This window comes from Geobacter anodireducens (assembly GCA_001628815.1).
Classification (GTDB): Bacteria; Desulfobacterota; Desulfuromonadia; order Geobacterales; family Geobacteraceae; genus Geobacter; species Geobacter anodireducens.
The window spans coordinates 696290-712500 of sequence record CP014963.1 but is presented as its reverse complement, the minus strand read 5'-3'; the positions used below and the strand labels follow the sequence as shown (position 1 = coordinate 712500).

Below are 16211 nucleotides of genomic sequence, written 5' to 3'. Positions count from 1 at the left end.
CGCTTCACAGCGTCCTTGAACGAAATATCACCCCGTTGCAGATAGTGCCTAAGAAGGTTTTTCATGTCGTCTTCACCGGGAGTCGCAGGCGCAGGAGCAGGCGCCACAAGGATCACGACCTCCCCTTTGACTTCGGCACCAGTAAAATGGCTCCTCACAGACGAGATTGGTCCGCGCGCGAATTCTTCATGGATCTTGGTCAACTCGCGCGCAACGACAATGTGGCGATCACCGAGAATCGCCAGCATATCGGTCAGCGTCGCCAGAAGACGCCCTGGCGCCTCATAAAATATGACGACCCGCTGCTCTCCCTTGAGATGGGCAAGCTTTTCGAGGCGCTTCTTTTCTCGGCTTGGAAGAAACCCTTCAAAGATGAAAGAGTCGGTGGGGAGGCCGGCTGTCGAAAGCGCCGCCACAAAAGCCGACGGTCCCGGCACGGGAACGACGGGGATGCCCTCGCCGGCGGCATCACGAACCAGTTGGTATCCGGGGTCAGAAATGCACGGGGTCCCCGCATCGGTCACCAGGGCAACGGATTGACCGTCACGAAGCCGTCCCAGGAGATATTCGCCTTTCAGCGATTTATTGTGATCAAAATAGGAGGTGAGTGGCTTGGTAATTCCGTATCTGGTAAGAAGCTTTCGAGTATGCCGCGTATCTTCGGCGGCAATAAGGTCGACCTCGCCAAGAATGCGGACTGCCCGGTAGGTAATGTCCTCAAGGTTGCCGATGGGTGTCGCGATAATGTACAGGATGCCTGGCACGGGAACGCTGCTGCGGACGCGGGATGCGCGTCACTTGCCCCAATCGCGGGAGTAGCGGAAATCGCGATCGATGGTGCGGTTGGAAACCTTGGCGATGACGGGCAACCGGCGCTTGAAATGGGAGTTCTGCACCTTGCTGCTCACCGTGTCGATAAAATCTGCCGCAAAGCCGCGCGCAAGCAGCTCAGGGCGATTCATGCGGAGATCAATCATGTGGTAGAGGAGTTCATCCACCTCGCGATAGGTGAAGCCAAGCTCCTGCTCGTCGGTCTGGCCGGCCCAGAGATCCGCGGATGGTTGTTTTTCAATGACCTGCCGTGGAACTCCCATGGCCTCGGAAAGCTGCCAGACGTGGGTTTTGTAAATGTCGCCGATCGGGTTGAGGGCGCTCGCCATGTCGCCGTAGAGCGTTCCGTACCCGAGCAGAAGTTCGGTCTTGTTGCTGGTGCCGAGGACAAGTGCCCCAAGGGCGGCGGAGTGATCGTAGAGAATTGTCATCCGCTCACGGGCCATTTTGTTGCCGCGGCGCATGGTGTTCGCATCGGGAAAGCGGGCAAAGTAGGCGTCAACCATGGGCGTTATTTCTATAACCTCATGGGTGATTCCCAGGTGATCGGCGACAAGGCGGGCATGGGTTTCGCTTTCGGGATTGCTCGTCCGGTAGGGCATGATAATGGCGTGCACATTGTCGGGGCCGAGTGCCTCGGCGGCAAGAAACGCAACCAGAGCGGAGTCGATGCCACCCGACAGTCCCAGTATCACCTTGCGCACGCCCACCTTGTGGACTTCTTCCCGCAGAAACCCCACCAGCACCTGGCGCAACAGCGCTGCATTGATCATGAGCCCGCCCATCAGCGCCCCCTCTCCCGCTCGATTCGGCGCAACTCATTCATGGTGATCGAGAGGCTTTCGTCCCGCATCATGGGCGAAAAAATCCGCTCACGGCGCAAAGAGCCTTCGTCGACGCCGGCGACCAGAAAATCCGCCTCCAGAATTCGCGCACGACTGGTAACGGAGCCCGATGGCGCCACGATCTCTGAGCCGCCCCAAAAACTGACGCCGTCCTCATAGCCTACGCGGTTGCAGAAGAGAACGCGGCAATTGAGAAACATGGCCGTGGTTGATGTCAGCTTCTGCCAGGCAATGGTCGAGCCGAGCCTGTCATCCTCCGTCACCCCTCGCCCAGGGCTGCTCGAAAGGCAGATTAACGTGGTTGCGCCATCCATGGCAAGGATGTAGGGAGCGGAAAGATGCCACATATCCTCGCATATAAGGAGCCCCATCCGGCCGAGACGGGTGTCAAAGGCCCGGAAGTGCTCTCCTCGCGCGAAATAGCGCTGCTCATCAAAGAGGCCGTAGGTGGGCAGATACACTTTTCGGTGGGTGTGGCGCAGTTCCCCGCCCTCAAGGTAAAGGGCGGTATTGAAAAAGCGATAATCGGCCGATGCTTCCACAAGGCCCACCACAATGGAAATGTGACGGGAAAGTTCCCGGAGGATATCGATTTCAGGCGCATCATGCCGCAGCGCCACATCCGGGACCAGGTCCTTGAGGAAGTATCCCGTCAGCGCCAACTCCGGAAAGACGACAAGATCAGCCTTCCCGTCGATGCCCCGTTCCACGGCCTGACGGACCATGAGGCAGTTATCGGCGACACAGCCGAGTTTCGGTTTGATCTGTGCCAGAGCAACAGTGAAATCCACGACATCTCCCCCGTACGTTTCGGCCTACGGTATCACAGGGACGGGGAAGGTTTCAACGGCAATTCCGGGTCAGTAGGCAAGCTCAAAGGCGTTGGTGATATGCTCTATACGGGGAGCATCGGAGGGAAGGAGGGTAATTGCGATGACATCGAACCGGGCGCTTTCGCCAAATCTGCCATTGCGGGCGAGCCACGTAAGGGCCGCTTTGGATATCTGCCGCTGCTTGAAGGGAGTAACTGCCAGTTGGGGGACACCGTAGCCGGCCGTTCTCCTGGTTTTGACCTCGACGAACACGAGAGTCGTGCCGTCACGGGCTATGATGTCAACCTCCCCTCCCCTGCAGCGGAAGTTCCGGTCGATGATCCGGTAATTGAGCCGTTCAAGGTGGGCTGCGGCCAGGTCCTCTCCGCGGACACCGAGCAGCCTGTTATGATGACTGCCTTCCCCTACGGGCACCGGCTGTCTCCCAGGTGCTCCCTGACGCCCCGGAAGGTTGTGCGGTGAATGGGCGATGGGCCCAGGGCGGCAATGGCTGCCATGTGGGAGGCGCAACCGTACCCTTTGTGCTCGGCGAAACCGTAGCCGGGGTAGACCTGATCATACTCCCCCATGAGCCGGTCGCGGGTGACCTTGGCGATAATGGATGCTGCGGCAATGGAGATGCTTGCGCTGTCGCCCTTTTTGATGGTTTGCTGGGCCACGGGAAAAGGGATGGGAGAAATGCCGTCCACCAGGAGATAGTCGGGCGGCTCGGCCAGGCGTTCCACGGCTTCGCGCATGGCGGCAAGGGTAGCCTGGAGGATGTTGATCCGGTCGATGACCTGATGGTCCGCCGCACCGACGCCTATGGCAAGGGCAGTGCTTTGGATGAGGGCAAACAGGTCATCGCGACGCGCTGGGGTGAGCTTTTTGGAATCGTCGACGCCTGGCAGGTGGGCGCCGCGGGGGAGGATGACGGCCGCCGCCACGACGGGCCCGGCCAGGGGGCCGCGACCCGCCTCATCAACGCCGGCAATGGCGCGGTAGCCGCGGCGGGCAGCCCGGTTCTCGAAATCCCACACTGTGGGCTGCGGCTCGTGGTCGAACAGGGTTAACGGCACGGCCCCTCCTGCCGGAAAAGCGAAAGCCCCGCACTGGGCGGGGCTTCGTGGTTACTGAGCCGCCACGTACTTCTTTTCACGGATGCGGGCGGCCTTGCCGCGCAGCTTGCGGAGATAGTAGAGCTTGGCCCGGCGGACATGGCCGCGGGTAATCACTTCAATGGCGTCAACGGTGGGCGAGTGGAGGGGGAACACACGCTCGACCCCGATGTTGTTGGAAATCTTGCGAACGGTGAACGACTCGCGGATGCCGCCGTTCTGACGGCTGATGCATACCCCCTGGAACGCCTGGATGCGGCTCTTGTCGCCTTCCACGATTTTCACGTGAACCTTGAGAGTATCGCCCGGCTTGAAGGGGGGGATGTTCTTTTTCATTTGCTCCAGTTCAATTGCATCGATCTTGTTCATGCTTCTCTTCCTCCCGTTTATCTGACAGAAAACATCTGTTTGTTGTCAGGTCTATCTGGCGCGGGGCACCGCTTCATCGCACCCCGAACAGCCTGTCCATGATGATTGCCGCTGCCGACCGGACCGACAGGTGGTTATACTCGCCCGGCCCCCGAATCGGCTCGAGCACAAAGTCCGCCCGGTCGAAAAAATCCTCCGTAAGTCCCCACCCCGTCCCGAATACGATGAGATAGGGATTCTCGCGGTCATGCGCCATGATCGACGCCATCTGCTCATACCCGATGCTGCGCGGGTGCTGGCGGGCGCCGGTGGTAACGAGCCGGGCGGGTGCACCGTATTCGTTGCCGAGCTCTTCCAGGACCTCTTCGATGGAGTTCGAAATCCGCACGAGGTCCAGGGCAGCCTTGCGTTTGGGGTTATAGGATGCCCCCCACCCTTCCCGCCAATGCCTGACGATCCGACCGGCCAGTTCCTGCTGCCCCTCAACGGGGGTCACCAAGTAGTAACGATTGAGGCCAAAGGTCCGGGCTGACCGGGAAATATCGTGAATGTCAAGATTGGTGACGGCCGTTGCGACCACTTGCCGATTCTTGTCATACACCGGATAATGGACCAGGCAACGCTCACCGCAGACCTGATGCACTCGCCGCGGGTCATGGCCCGTCTTTCCTTCCGAGCATCGCCAGATAGTCCCGGTCACTGCCGTTCAGTTCTGCCCCGTGGAGCAGATCGGGACGCACCCGCCTCGTCAGTTCAAGGGCCTTCTGCCGCCGCCAGCGGCCGATCTCGGCGTGGTTCCCCGACAGGAGGACATCCGGCACTCGCGCCCCCCTGAATTCCACCGGACGGGTGTACTGGGGGTATTCGAGCAGGCCATCCGCGAAAGAGTCGCATTCGGCCGAGCCGGGTGAACCGAGGACGCCGGGGATAAAGCGGATCACCGCGTCGACCATGACCATTGCGGCAAGTTCGCCTCCCGTGAGAACGAAATCGCCGATGGAAAATTCCTCATCCACAAAGAGATCGCGCACCCGCTCGTCTATTCCCTCATAGCGGCCGCAGACAATGATGAGCTCTTCACGGCCGGCCAGCTCGCGGGCAGCGTCATGGTCGAACCGCCGCCCCCGGGGGGTGGTCAGGATGACCCGTGCTGCCGGCCGCTCTGTCTTCACCGCCTCAATGCAGGCTGCAAGAGGCTCGACTTTCATGACCATGCCGTCGCCGCCGCCGTACGGGGCATCATCGACGACCCGGTGCCGATCGGTGGCATAGTCGCGGATATTGTGCAGACGAACGTCCACAAGCCCGCGTTCCACGGCCCGCCGGATGATGCTTTCGGTGAGGGGCCCGTCGAACATGGGTGGGAACAGCGTCACTATATCGAATTTCATAGATCGAGCAGCCCCTCGGGAGGGCTGACTGTCATGGTGCCGGCCTCAAGATCGACCTGCACCACCACGTCCTCTACGGCCGGAATGAGATATTCCCGGTCAGCGCCGCGGACAACGTAGACGTCGTGGCTTCCCGTGGGAAGTATCGAGTCGAGCCGGCCGATGGCGACTCCAGCCTCCGTCACGACCTGGAGGCCGATGAGGTCGCACCAGTAATACTCCCCATCTTCCAGGGAGGGGAACTGGTCGCGATGGGCGTAAAGCTCACAGCCGACCAGATGAAGCACCTCGTTTATATTCGTAAACTGCGTGAGCGAAAGGAGCACCCTGTTATGATGCACGGTCGCCCGCGCCACGGGGAATGTCTCCATTCTGCCGTCCTTTCCCTTGAGCACGACCGTCTCAAGGGAAAGGAGCGTATCAAATTCACCGGAAAAGGAAGCCACCTTGAGTTGCCCCCGAATCCCGTGAGTTGTCACTATCTTGCCGAGCAGCTCGAGATCATTCTGCCGCACCGGCTCACTGCTTCGCGTCATTATTCCACAATCTTCAGCACAGCTTTCTTGTTATCCTTGGTCGAAACCGCATTCAGCAGGGTCCTGATGGCCTTGGCCGTACGACCCTCCTTACCGATGATTCTTCCCATGTCCTCCTTGGCAACGGTCAACTTAATCACCGTCGCATCGTCCTCCATCTCCTCGGTGGTCCGTACCTGGGTGGGATCGTCCACAAGCGCCCTGGCAATGGTCTCTACGAGTTCTCTCATGTCGGTAACCTCTGTGATGGAAATGACCGGCGGACCGGGAATCAGTTTTCAATTACACAGACTTTGCGACGAATTTCTCCCAGATACCCGCTTTTTTGAGAATCTGCTTGACCGTATCGGTCGGTTGGGCTCCCTTGCCGAGCCACTCGAGGGTCTTGGTTTCCTCGAACTTGACGGCGGCGGGGTTCTGGTTGGGGTCGTAGGTCCCCACGTTCTCGATGAATCGACCGTCTCTCCGACTACGCACGTCGGCGACGACAATCTGGTAAAAGGGCTTCTTCTTGGCCCCGGCACGAGCCAGACGAATCTTGATGGCCATCTCTTCCTCCTGGTGGTGTCACGGCCCGGAGGCCGCATAGGTGAATGTCGTTATATCCTGCTTCGGACTGCGTATTAGTTCATCTAAAAGGGGAACATCCCCTTGCCCATCCCTTTCATGCCGCGCATCAGCCCCTTTGGTCCGAGTTTCTGGAGCTGCTTCATCATTTTCTGCGCCTCGGTGAAACGCTTGAGGAGCTGGTTCACCTCCTGAACGGTGGTGCCGCTCCCCTTGGCGATGCGCAGCCGCCTGCTGCCGTTGATGATCGCGTGGTTCGCACGCTCGGCAGGGGTCATGGAGCCGATGATCGCCTCGATCCTCTTGAGCTCTCGCTCGGAAGGCTGGGCGCCCTGCAACTGCTTCATGGCCTTGCCAACCCCCGGAATCATGCCGAGAATCGACTCGATGGAGCCCATTTTCTTGATCTGTTGCAACTGGTTGCGGAAATCTTCCAGGTCGAACTGGCTTTTCTTGAGCTTCTGCTGGAGCCGTTCGGCCTCCGTGGAATCAAAGGTCGCCTGTGCCTTCTCCACAAGGGTAAGAATATCGCCCATTCCGAGGACGCGCGACACCAGACGATCCGCATGAAAAACTTCCAGGGCGTCGAGCTTTTCGCCGACCCCCACCAACTTCACCGGCTTGCCGGTCACCGCCCGGATTGAAAGCGCCGCCCCACCCTTCGCATCACCGTCGAGCTTGGTGAGGACCACGCCGGTAATATCGAGCCGGTCATTGAAGCCGCTGGCCACATTGACCGCTTCCTGGCCGGTCATGGCGTCGGCGACAAAGAGGATTTCACGCGGTTCCGCCGCCTCCTTGATCCTGACGAGCTCATTCATGAGATACTCGTCGACCTGGTGGCGGCCGGCGGTGTCAAGAATGACCACGTCGAAGCCGTTGAGCGTTGCGTAACGGAGCGCTTCGCGGCAGATGTCGACCGGGTCCTGGTCTGCCCGGGAATCGAACACCTCCACGGACAGTTGCCGCCCGAGAGTTTTCAACTGCTCAATCGCCGCAGGCCGGTAGACGTCGGCAGGCACCAGAAGCGGCCGGCGCCGCTGCCCCTTGAGCAGCCTGGCCAGCTTGCCGCAGGAGGTGGTCTTGCCGGCTCCCTGGAGGCCCACCATCATGATGGGGACCGGCGGCTTTGCCGCCAGATCGAGGCTGTTGTCCTCGCCCCCGCCCATGAGGGCCACAAGTTCTTCCTGAACAATCTTGATGACCTGCTGCCCCGGCGTGAGGCTCTGAAGCACCTGGGTGCCGACGGCACGGCCACGAACCTTTTCGACAAAGTCCTTGACGACCTTGAAGTTGACGTCGGCCTCAAGAAGGACGAGCCGCACCTCGCGCAGCGCCTCCTTGATATTCTCCTCGCTCATCACCCCCTGACCGCGGAGTTTTTTAAAGAGGACGTCAAGTTTGTCGGAAAGATTTTCGAGCATTACCTTAATTAATTCAATAGATTATGCGACCCCGCCGAACACTTCGGCTACGGCGCGCACGTTACCATGGAGAAAGAGGTTAACTATAGTCCCCCTGTCTTCGGCCTGTCAAGACAAAAAAGACTTTGCCTCAGGCGAAGATAACGCCCCGGAAGGAACCGAACGTGGCAATACGCGGCAACGGACGCCGCGTGCCCGGGGTTACGGCAGCCGGCTGTAGCCGGCAGCGGTCATTTCGTGGATCTCCTCGGGTTCGAGACCGGCCTCCCGCAGGCTCGCCTCAACCGCTACGGCATCGGTCGATGCATAGCGGATGGCAAGACCGCAATCAGCGTGGAGGTCGCGGGGCGCAGGGATGAGAAGCATTGCCACCCCCTGGCTCTTGAGGAGCTTTTCGGCTTTCATGACGCGGTGGATCGAGTTGAAAATCGCAACGCGCTCTCCCTCGCGAACCATGGCGCTCCTTTCAAATCGAGAGTTCGCTGGCTGATTGACAAACGCCAGAGACTTCCATACTATGCCGAAAGAGGTGAACAATGCACGTATTTTTTATGATTTCGGGCCTGACGCTGACGGCTCTCCTCATCAATATTCCCCTCGGCTATCTTCGTCAGGGGTGCGAAAAGTTCACGTTCGGCTGGTATTTCTACATCCACATCTCCATTCCCCTCATCATCTACCTGCGTGTAAAGGCCGGCTTCAGTTGGAAATTCATCCCACTCACCCTTGGCGGCGCCGTCGCGGGACAGCTTATCGGCGGATTCATCCATCGCCGCCGTCAAAACAATGGGTGACTCTCGCGGACGGATGGGCAGGCCCCGGGCAGTGGGCGACCTCCTGGCCGATGTCCTGCGGGGCAAGCCCGCGGAACGTCGCCTGAAGGAGGGACGCATCTGGCTGCTCTGGGACGAGGCCGTGGGAGAGCGCATTGCGTCCCGCGCCCGGCCGGTGGCCTTTCGCGACGGCACCCTCACCCTGGCCGTGGCGAGCGCGCCCTGGATGCAGCAGTTGAGTTTCCTGAAGGGTGAGATTACCGCCAGATTGAATAGCCTGCTGGGCGAGCCTGTCGTGCGCGACATCTACCTCAAGGCCGGACGCATCGAACCACCGGCGCAAGACGGGGACACCCCGTTCAGGCCCTCAAGAGAGCTGAGCTCTGCCGAAGAGCGGTTGATCGAGGACACCACGGAGCAGGTGGACGACCAGGAGCTCCGTGAAGCCCTTGCCTCGCTGATGCAGCGCCACTATTGCTCCGACGTGGAGTAACCCCCTTCCGGACCGTATTCCCCCAGCAGTTCCGCAACTTCTGCCGAGTAGGTATAGTCATCGTTTCGCACAACAAGGGGCGGCAGGACCTCAAGGTCGCCCCGGCGCCCCTTGGCGAACTCCACCATGGCCATGCGCGCCGGCGCGGTGCGGGTGCCGTGTACGAGCCGAAGGCGCAGACAGGCGAGCTTGAGGCGTGCGGCGTGGGCCATGAGCTCGGGGAGGCGGGCCGGGTGATAGATGAAGCAGATCCGGCCCGTGGTTTTTACGAGATATTTGGCGCTTTCGAGAAAATCGGCCAGGGTTGCGGTCGATTCGTGGCGGGCATCGTCCCGACCGGCCCGTGGGCTTATCTTTCCGGTCCCCCTCCTGCGGTAGGGAGGGTTGGACAGTACCAGATCAAAGGATGACACGGGAAAGCGCCGACGGAGACCGAGCACGTCTTCCCGCAGGATGGCGATCCTTTCGGCAAGGCCGTTGAGATGAACGTTATGCTCGGCGAGCTGCGCCATTCTTTCCTGGAACTCGACCCCAACAAAGGTGCTCCCCGGACAGCGGCGGGCAAGCACAAGGGGGATTATGCCGCTGCCAGTCCCCAGGTCGATTCCCCGTCCCCCCTCTGTCAGACAGGAAAACGCGCACAGGAGCAGGGGATCGAGGGAAAAGCGGTAACCGTCCCGTTGCTGGAGAATCTTGAGATCGTAAGCCCGGAGCTCATCCAGGGTTTCCGTCCCTTCCTCCGGAGCGCCACTCATCGTCACTCCCCGCCCCCTCTCCGCCTGCGGCTCAACAGCCACTCCCGTCCGACCATCAGGAGGAAAATAGCAAACGAAGTGAGCGTCAGGTACTTGCCGACCTTGAAGGGAAGCGGGTCGAAGGTGAACTCGACCCGGTGCCGGCCGGGGGGGAGGTAGACGCCTCGCAGGATGTAGTTGACGCGGTGAATCTCCGTGGGCGTTCCATCAACCCGGGCCCGCCATCCGGCGTGGAACTTCTCACCCAACACCAGCAGGGCGTTGCGTCCCGCCCTGACGTCACAGGCGATATCGTTGGCCTCGTAGCGGGTTACCGTCACCTCGCCCGCATCGCCCGCGGGCTGAGCCATCGGCGGAGGCATGGGGATGGGAGGCGGCACCTCAACGACGGCAAAGGAACGGGGATTGTACGAAGGCTGCTGCATGATGCCGAGGATCTGGCGCGGATCGCTGAGAAGCAAGGCGCTGGGGGCGAGCCACGCCTTGGGCAGGACTCCCCGGTTTTCCAGCACCAGCCGGCTGCCGTCCGGCGAGGCAAAGACCGGCACATAGCGCGGACCGAGCGCTTGCCGATCTTCCTCGTACTGCCGGGCATCGTGCACCAGATAGCGGACATTCATCATATCCGGCATGGCCGAATCAAAGTTGAAGGATTCCAGGAAATCCTGCCAGCGGGCAATCTGCACGGGATTCGAGGTAAACATGACCGGAATGCCGTGGCTCACGTATTCCATGGGGTCGCTGCCGTCGATGGGGAGCACCCGGCCGGTCTTCGGCATGGGGGCAAGGAACTCCACCACCGGCGATTTCTCGCCCTTGACCTTCTGCGGCACATCCTGCAGCAGCATGAACTTGGCATTCACCCGCCCCACGTCGACCAGGAATACCCCCACGAGCAGGTAGGGCAGGGCACGGCGCGATAACCACCCCCGTGCCCAGCTCCACAGCACGGCTCCGTAGACCGCGGCAAATGCGGCGGCAATGGCGATTTCCCGCTGGATGGTCTGCCACCGCTGGGCCACCAGGGCCGGTCCCTGCTCGAAGCGGGTCGGCTGGGTGATCATGGGTGACAGGAGATCCATAACATAGGGACGCGCGGCCATGGTGATGCCGAGCAAGGCCAGGAGCACCGGAACAAGGGCGATGGCTCCTGCCAGATAGCGACGGAAAGCCGATGTGGCACGGACCTCGTCATCCAGCAGGAGGTCGGCTCCCCGGGCCGCGAGGATCGCGAGCCCCAGGGTCGTGACGAACAGCATCATTTTGGGGACCCGGAAATGGTCGATACCGGGGAAGTGCTCGTAGAGCAGCCAGTAAAAAGGGGTGTACTTGCCGAAGGAGAAGAAGAGCCCCCCGACAACGGCGCCGAAGGCGAGCCAGGCATACCGGTCGCGGCGGAAGATGAACGGCAGCGGGGCTAGGAGCCAGGGGAGCAGCCCCATGTAGTCCGTGGTCTGGGTGAAGACCATCCGCCCCCAGTAGTAGGTGCCGTGGGAGGGGTCGTCGTAGCCCCCCTCCTGGCGGGACAGACCGAAAAATCCGGGGAGCACGAAGGTGATGGTCTCTTCCGGCGGCATGGACCAGGACATGGCCTCTTCCACCTGGAGCCCCCCCTGCCCCTGGTTCGACCCGCTCTGGAGGCCGCGGGTGGTCTCCCTGGACCAATCGGCCAGGGGGATGAGGGAGATGGCGACCGTGGAGAGGAAAAAGCAGAGAATGACTGCATTGAGGCCGGCGAGCCGGGCAATCCCCTTGCCCGTCCGGCTGCCGGGATCACCCGCGATGATGCCGGCGGTCCGGCACAGACCGTACGCCCCGATGGCAAGGCAGGTATAGAAGGCGATCTGCCAGTGCATGTTGAAGAACTGGATGGCCAGCACCACGGCACTGGCGAGAAAGAATATCGTCCGCCGGGACTGGTATCCCCGCTCAATGAAATAGAATGCCCAGGGGGCAAAGCTGATGGTGGCGATCTTCTGGGCGTGTCCCGCATTGATGAGCGAGGCGTTTTCCGGCGCGATGGCGAAAATCAGCCCGCCCAGAAGCGCCGCGGCGCGCCCCGTGCCAATGGCGCGGCAGAGGAAATAGGTGCCAGCCCCACCCACGAAGAGGTGGAACACGATGAACCAGGCCACGTTGGCCGGCGCCGGGAAGAGCCAGAACATGAGGCTGCGGTAGAAGAGGAACTGGAGCGACAGGGTCCCGCCCCCCTCGGTCGTCCCGCCGTTGGCGAGCCAGTCCCAGCCGGCCCGGAGATGCACCCGGAACAGGTCCGGGAAGCCCATTTCCTTGTAGTGCTTGATGGTCCAGTAGAACTCGTTGGTAATGTCCGGAGCCTGATGATCTTGCCGGTAAAGAGGATCTTGGCGAAAAAGAGCACGAGGATCGCCAGGAGCGCCCCCATCAGCAGGAGGTCTTTTTTTCGTTCGGTAGTCACGTCAGGTTCCGTCTCCTCGTCAGGTTGTCGTAGAAAGCGTCGAGCCGCGCTGCGGCGTCGCGCCAGTTAAAGCGGGACAGGATTCTCTCGCGTCCGGCAGCGCCCACGGCCCGGCGCCGGACCGGGTCGGCCAGGAGCCCGGCGGTCCGCGCGATCATCTCGTCGGGGGCACCGGGGCGGCAGAGGATGCCGGAGATGCCATCCTCCGCGTATTCGGCGATCTGTCCCACCCGGTCGGCCACCACCGGCACGCCGGCGCGCATCAACTCCGTCAGCTTGGCGGGGCATTTGGCGCGATTCACCAGGGTATCCGCGAAGGGATAGAGAGCCACGTCGCCGGCGGCGAACCAGTGGGGCAGCTCATCGGGCTCCACCCAGCCGGCGATATGGAGGGAATCGGCAAAACCCTGCGCCCGCGCAGCGGCAGCCAGCAGTTCCTCCTCCCGGTTCCGCCCCTTTCCCACCACCAGGAACCGGATGCCGGGTACCTTGCGGAAAAGCCCGGCAAAGATCCGGTGCAGATCGTCCTGGCTGAACTCGAAAAAACGGGTATAGAGCAGGACCACCGGTGCGTTGCCGGCGATGCCGAGGCGTGCCCTCACCTGCGCGCCGTTGCCCGGCGGCTGGTCATCGACGCAGTTGGGCAGGTAGAGCAGCCGTTCCGGCGCTACCCCCATGGCTGCCATGCGCGCCTCCAGCTCGCGGCTCGCCACAGTCACCCCCCTGGCGCGGGGCGGCAGCCACTCTTCCTGGAACGCAAACAGGAGACGCTGGGCCCGGGAGTAGTCATGGAGGGCGTTCATGCCCCCCCGGCCTTCCCAATCGTCCGTATCGAGGAACAGCGGCGCACGCCGGGACGCAGTCAGCAGGTGGAGCATGGCGGCAAGCCCGCCATACCCCTTGGGCTTGAACAGATGGATCAGATCCGGCTCTTCCTCCCGTGCGGCCCGGTACATGCGCCAGACCATGACCGGCGCCGACAGGGCAGCCCCGCCAGGAGCCAGCCGGATATTCCGCAGCCGCACCCCCCGGATATCCTCTGTGCGCCCCGAATCTTCGGGATTGGTGTACGGCGGGGCGATGATCGTGACCCGGTGGCCGAGCGCCTGGAGCTCCGCCGCCAGGGGGACCATACGGGCCACAACCGTTCCCTTGGGACGGATGCCGAAGGGTGCCAGGAAGACAATCTTCATGCCGCTATCCCCCATAGGGCCCGAACCTGCCGCGTCGGAAATCAAGGAATCCCCGCCACATCATGCGCAGCTTGGCCGTCTTTTCCCGCTCGAAGATGAGGATACTCGCCACCTCCTTGCCGAGCCGCACCAGGTCGAAAAGGCAATGGGCCGGGAAATCCCGCAGGTATTCGGCAAAGACCGCGCAGCGGTTGCGGGTCTTGTAGTAGCGGCGCAGTGGCGAGTGGTGCGTGGCCACGAACGGCCCGTAGCGCCGCAGGTCGCCGACCCGGTGATGGAGCAGCGCCCGGTTGGCGCGAATGACCTGAAAGCCCTTTTTCCGCAGGCGGAGGCAGTATTCGTTGTCCACAAAATCGATGAAAAAGTCGTCGCGGAACGGTCCGGTCTCCCGGAATGCGGCGAGATTCACCAGGCAGCCCGATGTCATGGGAGTCATGACGTCGCTGCACGGGGTTGTTCCGCCGGGCGCCGGCCGGGCGCCGGTCAGGTGGAAGGGGGCCACGATCCCCACCCGGTCGCGCCAGTCGCTGCCGAGGCACGCCAGCATCTGCTCGACCATTCCGGGTTCGGCGCGGCTGTCCTGATCCATGGTCAGGAGGAGGTCGAAGCCTTCAGCCAGAGCCTCCCTGGCCGCCCGGTTCAGCGCGGCGGCAATGCCGAGGTTCCGGCCTTCGCCGACAATGGTCGCGCCGAACCTGTCCCGCAGTCGGGAATGGAGTTCATGGTCCTGCTCTTCGGAGTTGTCGACCACGATCAGTTCATGCACCTGATGCCGGTAACTCGCGACAGCATCCAGGACAGAGCTGTCGGGCCGGTAGAGAACGACCACCCCGGCCGTTCTGATGTCAGCCAGCCGATCACCTTTCATCTGCCGGCCTGGGGCGATCGTTCCAGAATTGCCAGGGATTCGGCCCCGCCCCGGGATCTAATCACTGCCTTGACGCTGAAATCGCTCCTGATGCAGGTGGTGAAGTAGTCGAGCAGGGTCACGAACGATTCCCTCGAAAAGACATGAAAATGGATTTCCGCCTTGCCGGCCGACATGGTTTCCACCAGGGACTCGAGCTCTTCGCCGGACAGGTTCCGGTAGTGCCGGTTTCGTGCATCGGAATTGGGCGTGGAGATGGTCAGCCACTCCCGGTAATGCAACCGGTTTTTTTCGTCCAGCGACTGGGGATTGCCGTCCCGCACCAGTTCATAGTCATCGATGAAGTGCTGCAGAGGCGTCAGCGGACGCCCCTTGTCGAAACACCTGCTGCCGATCGGCACGGTAATGAACAGCGTTCCCCCCGGCCGAAGGCCCCTTGCCCAGTTGGACAGGACCTGGAGCGGATTCGATGCGTGCTCGAGCACGTGGTTGGCGATCACGAAATCCTGGGAGCAGTCCGGAATACTGGCAAGGGTAAATCCATCTTCCACGTAGTCGGTCGGCACGATGCTGGCCGCATCGAGCTCGGGGAACTTGCGGATGTTTTCTTCCCGCGACACGTAATCCACATACTTGACGGTTACGCCGGACGGGACCTGCAGCGGAAAGTGAAGCGCTCCTATTTCGAGCCCGCTCCCCCTCAGGAATCGCGCGGCCGCCCTTTTTCTGGCCAGATACGACGGGAATATTCCGATTCCTTGACCGCTGCCTTCAAGGATGACAAAAACCGTGTAGCCACTCTGCTCCCCTCTCTCCGTAACGAATCAGATTGCCCGGGCGGCAATGAGCTTGCTGAAGACGAACAAGAGTTTCTCCACCCTCCCGGCGGCGGGGAAAAGCGTATCCCTGTGCTTCAGTGCCAGAGCGAATGCTTTCATCCTGTTGCCGCCGGAAAGAAGAGATTCCGCATATGCGCCGACCTCTTCCAGAAACGACCATTCCGCCGGGGTCAGGTTCAACCTGTCGGCCATTTCACGATAGCGACGCGCCCTGCCGGCAAGCAGCTCATAGTATCCGCGTTTTTCCGCCGCGGTTTTGCCCATGAGGTGGGCGGCGATCCGCGTCGGCAGCCCCGCCCTCACGTTTGCGCCGGTATAATTGTGCGCATGCTGCCGATACTTCGTCAGCTTCGCGGCATGATAAACGACCCCGTTGCGGCGCGAGGCCGCGACCGCGAGCCACCAGTCGTGGTAGGTTTCCTCTTCGGGGATCGGCAGCGCGGTTGCCAGGAGATCACGCCTGAGCATGGCCGTGCACCCGGTGACGCAATTGTTGCAGACAAAGTATTCGAAGCAGGTGCCGCTGACCGGCCTTACCCCGGAAACCTCCACCAGTGAGCCGGGCAACGGCTGGTCGTCCCCGTCGATCAGGAGCGCGTCGGTATATATCAGAGAGTGCGGGCCGATCTCCCGCACCAGGGTCTCGATCTTTTCGGGGAGCCAGATGTCGTCCTGGTCGGAAAGCGCTATGAACTCCCCGCTGCAACCGGCAAGGGCCCGCTCGAAATTCCTCACAAAGCCGAGATTGCGTTCATTCACCCGGAAGGTTATGCCGTGCGCCCGGCGGTACTCCTCCAGAATGGCAACCGTTCCATCGCGCGAACAGTCGTCGGAGACGACGATCTCGATGTTGCGATAGGTCTGCGCCAGAACCGAGTCAAGCTGGCGCCTGAGATAGCGTTCGCCGTTATAGGTCGCCAGGGCGACGGACACAAGCGGAATCTCGCGCATGCACGCCCC

The 16211-nt window shown here is 61.6% G+C and carries 19 protein-coding genes and 2 pseudogenes (1 of these 21 cut by a window edge); 2 read left to right on the top strand and 19 right to left on the bottom strand.

Annotation, left to right across the window (positions count from 1 at the left end; genetic code table 11):
- The 13 genes from A2G06_03390 to A2G06_03330 all read right to left on the bottom strand — a co-directional run.
- Positions 1-764, bottom strand: the 5' portion of a protein-coding gene (locus A2G06_03390) for an rRNA (cytidine-2'-O-)-methyltransferase (GenBank protein ID ANA39574.1). 85 nt of this gene lie to the left of the window's left edge; the window shows 764 of its 849 coding nt (coding positions 1-764); it begins with the start codon at positions 762-764; its stop codon lies beyond the left edge, outside the window.
- Positions 765-794: 30 nt separating this feature from the next.
- Positions 795-1616, bottom strand: coding sequence for an NAD(+) synthetase (locus tag A2G06_03385; protein ID ANA39573.1), 822 nt, complete (start codon positions 1614-1616; stop codon positions 795-797).
- Positions 1616-2467 (bottom strand): carbon-nitrogen hydrolase, encoded by an 852-nt coding sequence (locus tag A2G06_03380; GenBank protein ANA39572.1) that lies wholly within the window; start codon positions 2465-2467, stop codon positions 1616-1618. The genes A2G06_03385 and A2G06_03380 overlap by 1 nt, the downstream gene beginning before the upstream one ends.
- A gap of 69 nt (positions 2468-2536) precedes the next feature.
- On the bottom strand, positions 2537-2923 hold the full coding sequence (locus A2G06_03375; GenBank protein ANA39571.1) for a hypothetical protein: 387 nt from the start codon (positions 2921-2923) through the stop codon (positions 2537-2539).
- Positions 2914-3567: a ribonuclease HII gene (locus A2G06_03370; GenBank protein ID ANA39570.1), complete on the bottom strand. Its 654-nt coding sequence runs from the start codon at positions 3565-3567 to the stop codon at positions 2914-2916. Before A2G06_03370 ends, A2G06_03375 begins: the two co-directional genes overlap by 10 nt.
- A gap of 51 nt (positions 3568-3618) precedes the next feature.
- Complete coding sequence (locus tag A2G06_03365; protein ANA39569.1) at positions 3619-3975, bottom strand: 50S ribosomal protein L19; 357 nt, start codon at positions 3973-3975, stop codon at positions 3619-3621.
- A 73-nt stretch (positions 3976-4048) separates the two neighbouring features.
- On the bottom strand, positions 4049-4618 hold the full coding sequence (locus A2G06_03360; GenBank protein ANA39568.1) for a hypothetical protein: 570 nt from the start codon (positions 4616-4618) through the stop codon (positions 4049-4051).
- Positions 4619-4628: 10 nt separating this feature from the next.
- Positions 4629-5366, bottom strand: a complete 738-nt coding sequence (locus tag A2G06_03355) for a tRNA (guanine(37)-N(1))-methyltransferase (protein ANA39567.1) — start codon at positions 5364-5366, stop codon at positions 4629-4631.
- Positions 5363-5902, bottom strand: coding sequence for a ribosome maturation factor RimM (locus tag A2G06_03350; GenBank protein ID ANA39566.1), 540 nt, complete (start codon positions 5900-5902; stop codon positions 5363-5365). The genes A2G06_03355 and A2G06_03350 overlap by 4 nt, the downstream gene beginning before the upstream one ends.
- Positions 5902-6132 carry an RNA-binding protein gene (locus tag A2G06_03345; protein ANA39565.1) on the bottom strand — a complete coding sequence of 77 codons (231 nt, stop codon included), beginning with the start codon at positions 6130-6132 and terminating at the stop codon, positions 5902-5904. The genes A2G06_03350 and A2G06_03345 overlap by 1 nt, the downstream gene beginning before the upstream one ends.
- A 52-nt stretch (positions 6133-6184) precedes the next feature.
- Positions 6185-6451: a 30S ribosomal protein S16 gene (rpsP, locus tag A2G06_03340; protein ID ANA39564.1), complete on the bottom strand. Its 267-nt coding sequence runs from the start codon at positions 6449-6451 to the stop codon at positions 6185-6187.
- A gap of 83 nt (positions 6452-6534) precedes the next feature.
- The gene (locus A2G06_03335; protein ANA39563.1) at positions 6535-7893 is read right to left on the bottom strand and encodes a signal recognition particle protein; all 1359 of its coding nucleotides are present in this window, start codon (positions 7891-7893) and stop codon (positions 6535-6537) included.
- Positions 7894-8094: 201 nt separating this feature from the next.
- Entirely contained in the window at positions 8095-8349 is a 255-nt protein-coding gene (locus A2G06_03330) for a hypothetical protein (protein ANA39562.1), read from the bottom strand.
- 80 nt (positions 8350-8429) lie between these two features.
- Here A2G06_03330 and A2G06_03325 point away from each other — a divergent pair, with 80 nt between their 5' ends.
- Both A2G06_03325 and A2G06_03320 read left to right on the top strand, forming a co-directional pair.
- Entirely contained in the window at positions 8430-8687 is a 258-nt protein-coding gene (locus A2G06_03325; protein ID ANA39561.1) for a hypothetical protein, read from the top strand.
- A complete protein-coding gene (locus A2G06_03320; GenBank protein ID ANA39560.1) occupies positions 8680-9159 on the top strand; it encodes a hypothetical protein in 480 nt (159 codons plus the stop codon). The genes A2G06_03325 and A2G06_03320 overlap by 8 nt, the downstream gene beginning before the upstream one ends.
- On the opposite strand, the gene A2G06_03315 is transcribed toward A2G06_03320, so the two are convergent.
- The 6 genes and pseudogenes from A2G06_03315 to A2G06_03290 all read right to left on the bottom strand — a co-directional run bounded on the left by A2G06_03315 (position 9138) and on the right by A2G06_03290 (position 16202).
- On the bottom strand, positions 9138-9914 hold the full coding sequence (locus A2G06_03315; protein ANA39559.1) for an SAM-dependent methyltransferase: 777 nt from the start codon (positions 9912-9914) through the stop codon (positions 9138-9140). The two genes, A2G06_03320 and A2G06_03315, sit on opposite strands and share 22 nt — an antisense overlap.
- Before the next feature lie 2 nt (positions 9915-9916).
- Positions 9917-12351 (bottom strand): annotated as a pseudogene (locus A2G06_03310) (hypothetical protein).
- Complete coding sequence (locus A2G06_03305) at positions 12348-13544, bottom strand: glycosyltransferase WbuB (protein ANA39558.1); 1197 nt, start codon at positions 13542-13544, stop codon at positions 12348-12350. Before A2G06_03305 ends, A2G06_03310 begins: the two are co-directional and overlap by 4 nt.
- Positions 13545-13548: 4 nt before the next feature.
- On the bottom strand, positions 13549-14412 hold the full coding sequence (locus A2G06_03300) for a glycosyl transferase (protein ANA39557.1): 864 nt from the start codon (positions 14410-14412) through the stop codon (positions 13549-13551).
- A pseudogene (locus A2G06_03295) lies at positions 14409-15211 on the bottom strand (SAM-dependent methyltransferase). The gene A2G06_03300 and the pseudogene A2G06_03295 overlap by 4 nt, the downstream one beginning before the upstream one ends.
- 25 nt (positions 15212-15236) lie before the next feature.
- Positions 15237-16202, bottom strand: coding sequence for a glycosyl transferase (locus tag A2G06_03290; protein ID ANA39556.1), 966 nt, complete (start codon positions 16200-16202; stop codon positions 15237-15239).
- Positions 16203-16211: the final 9 nt, after the last annotated feature.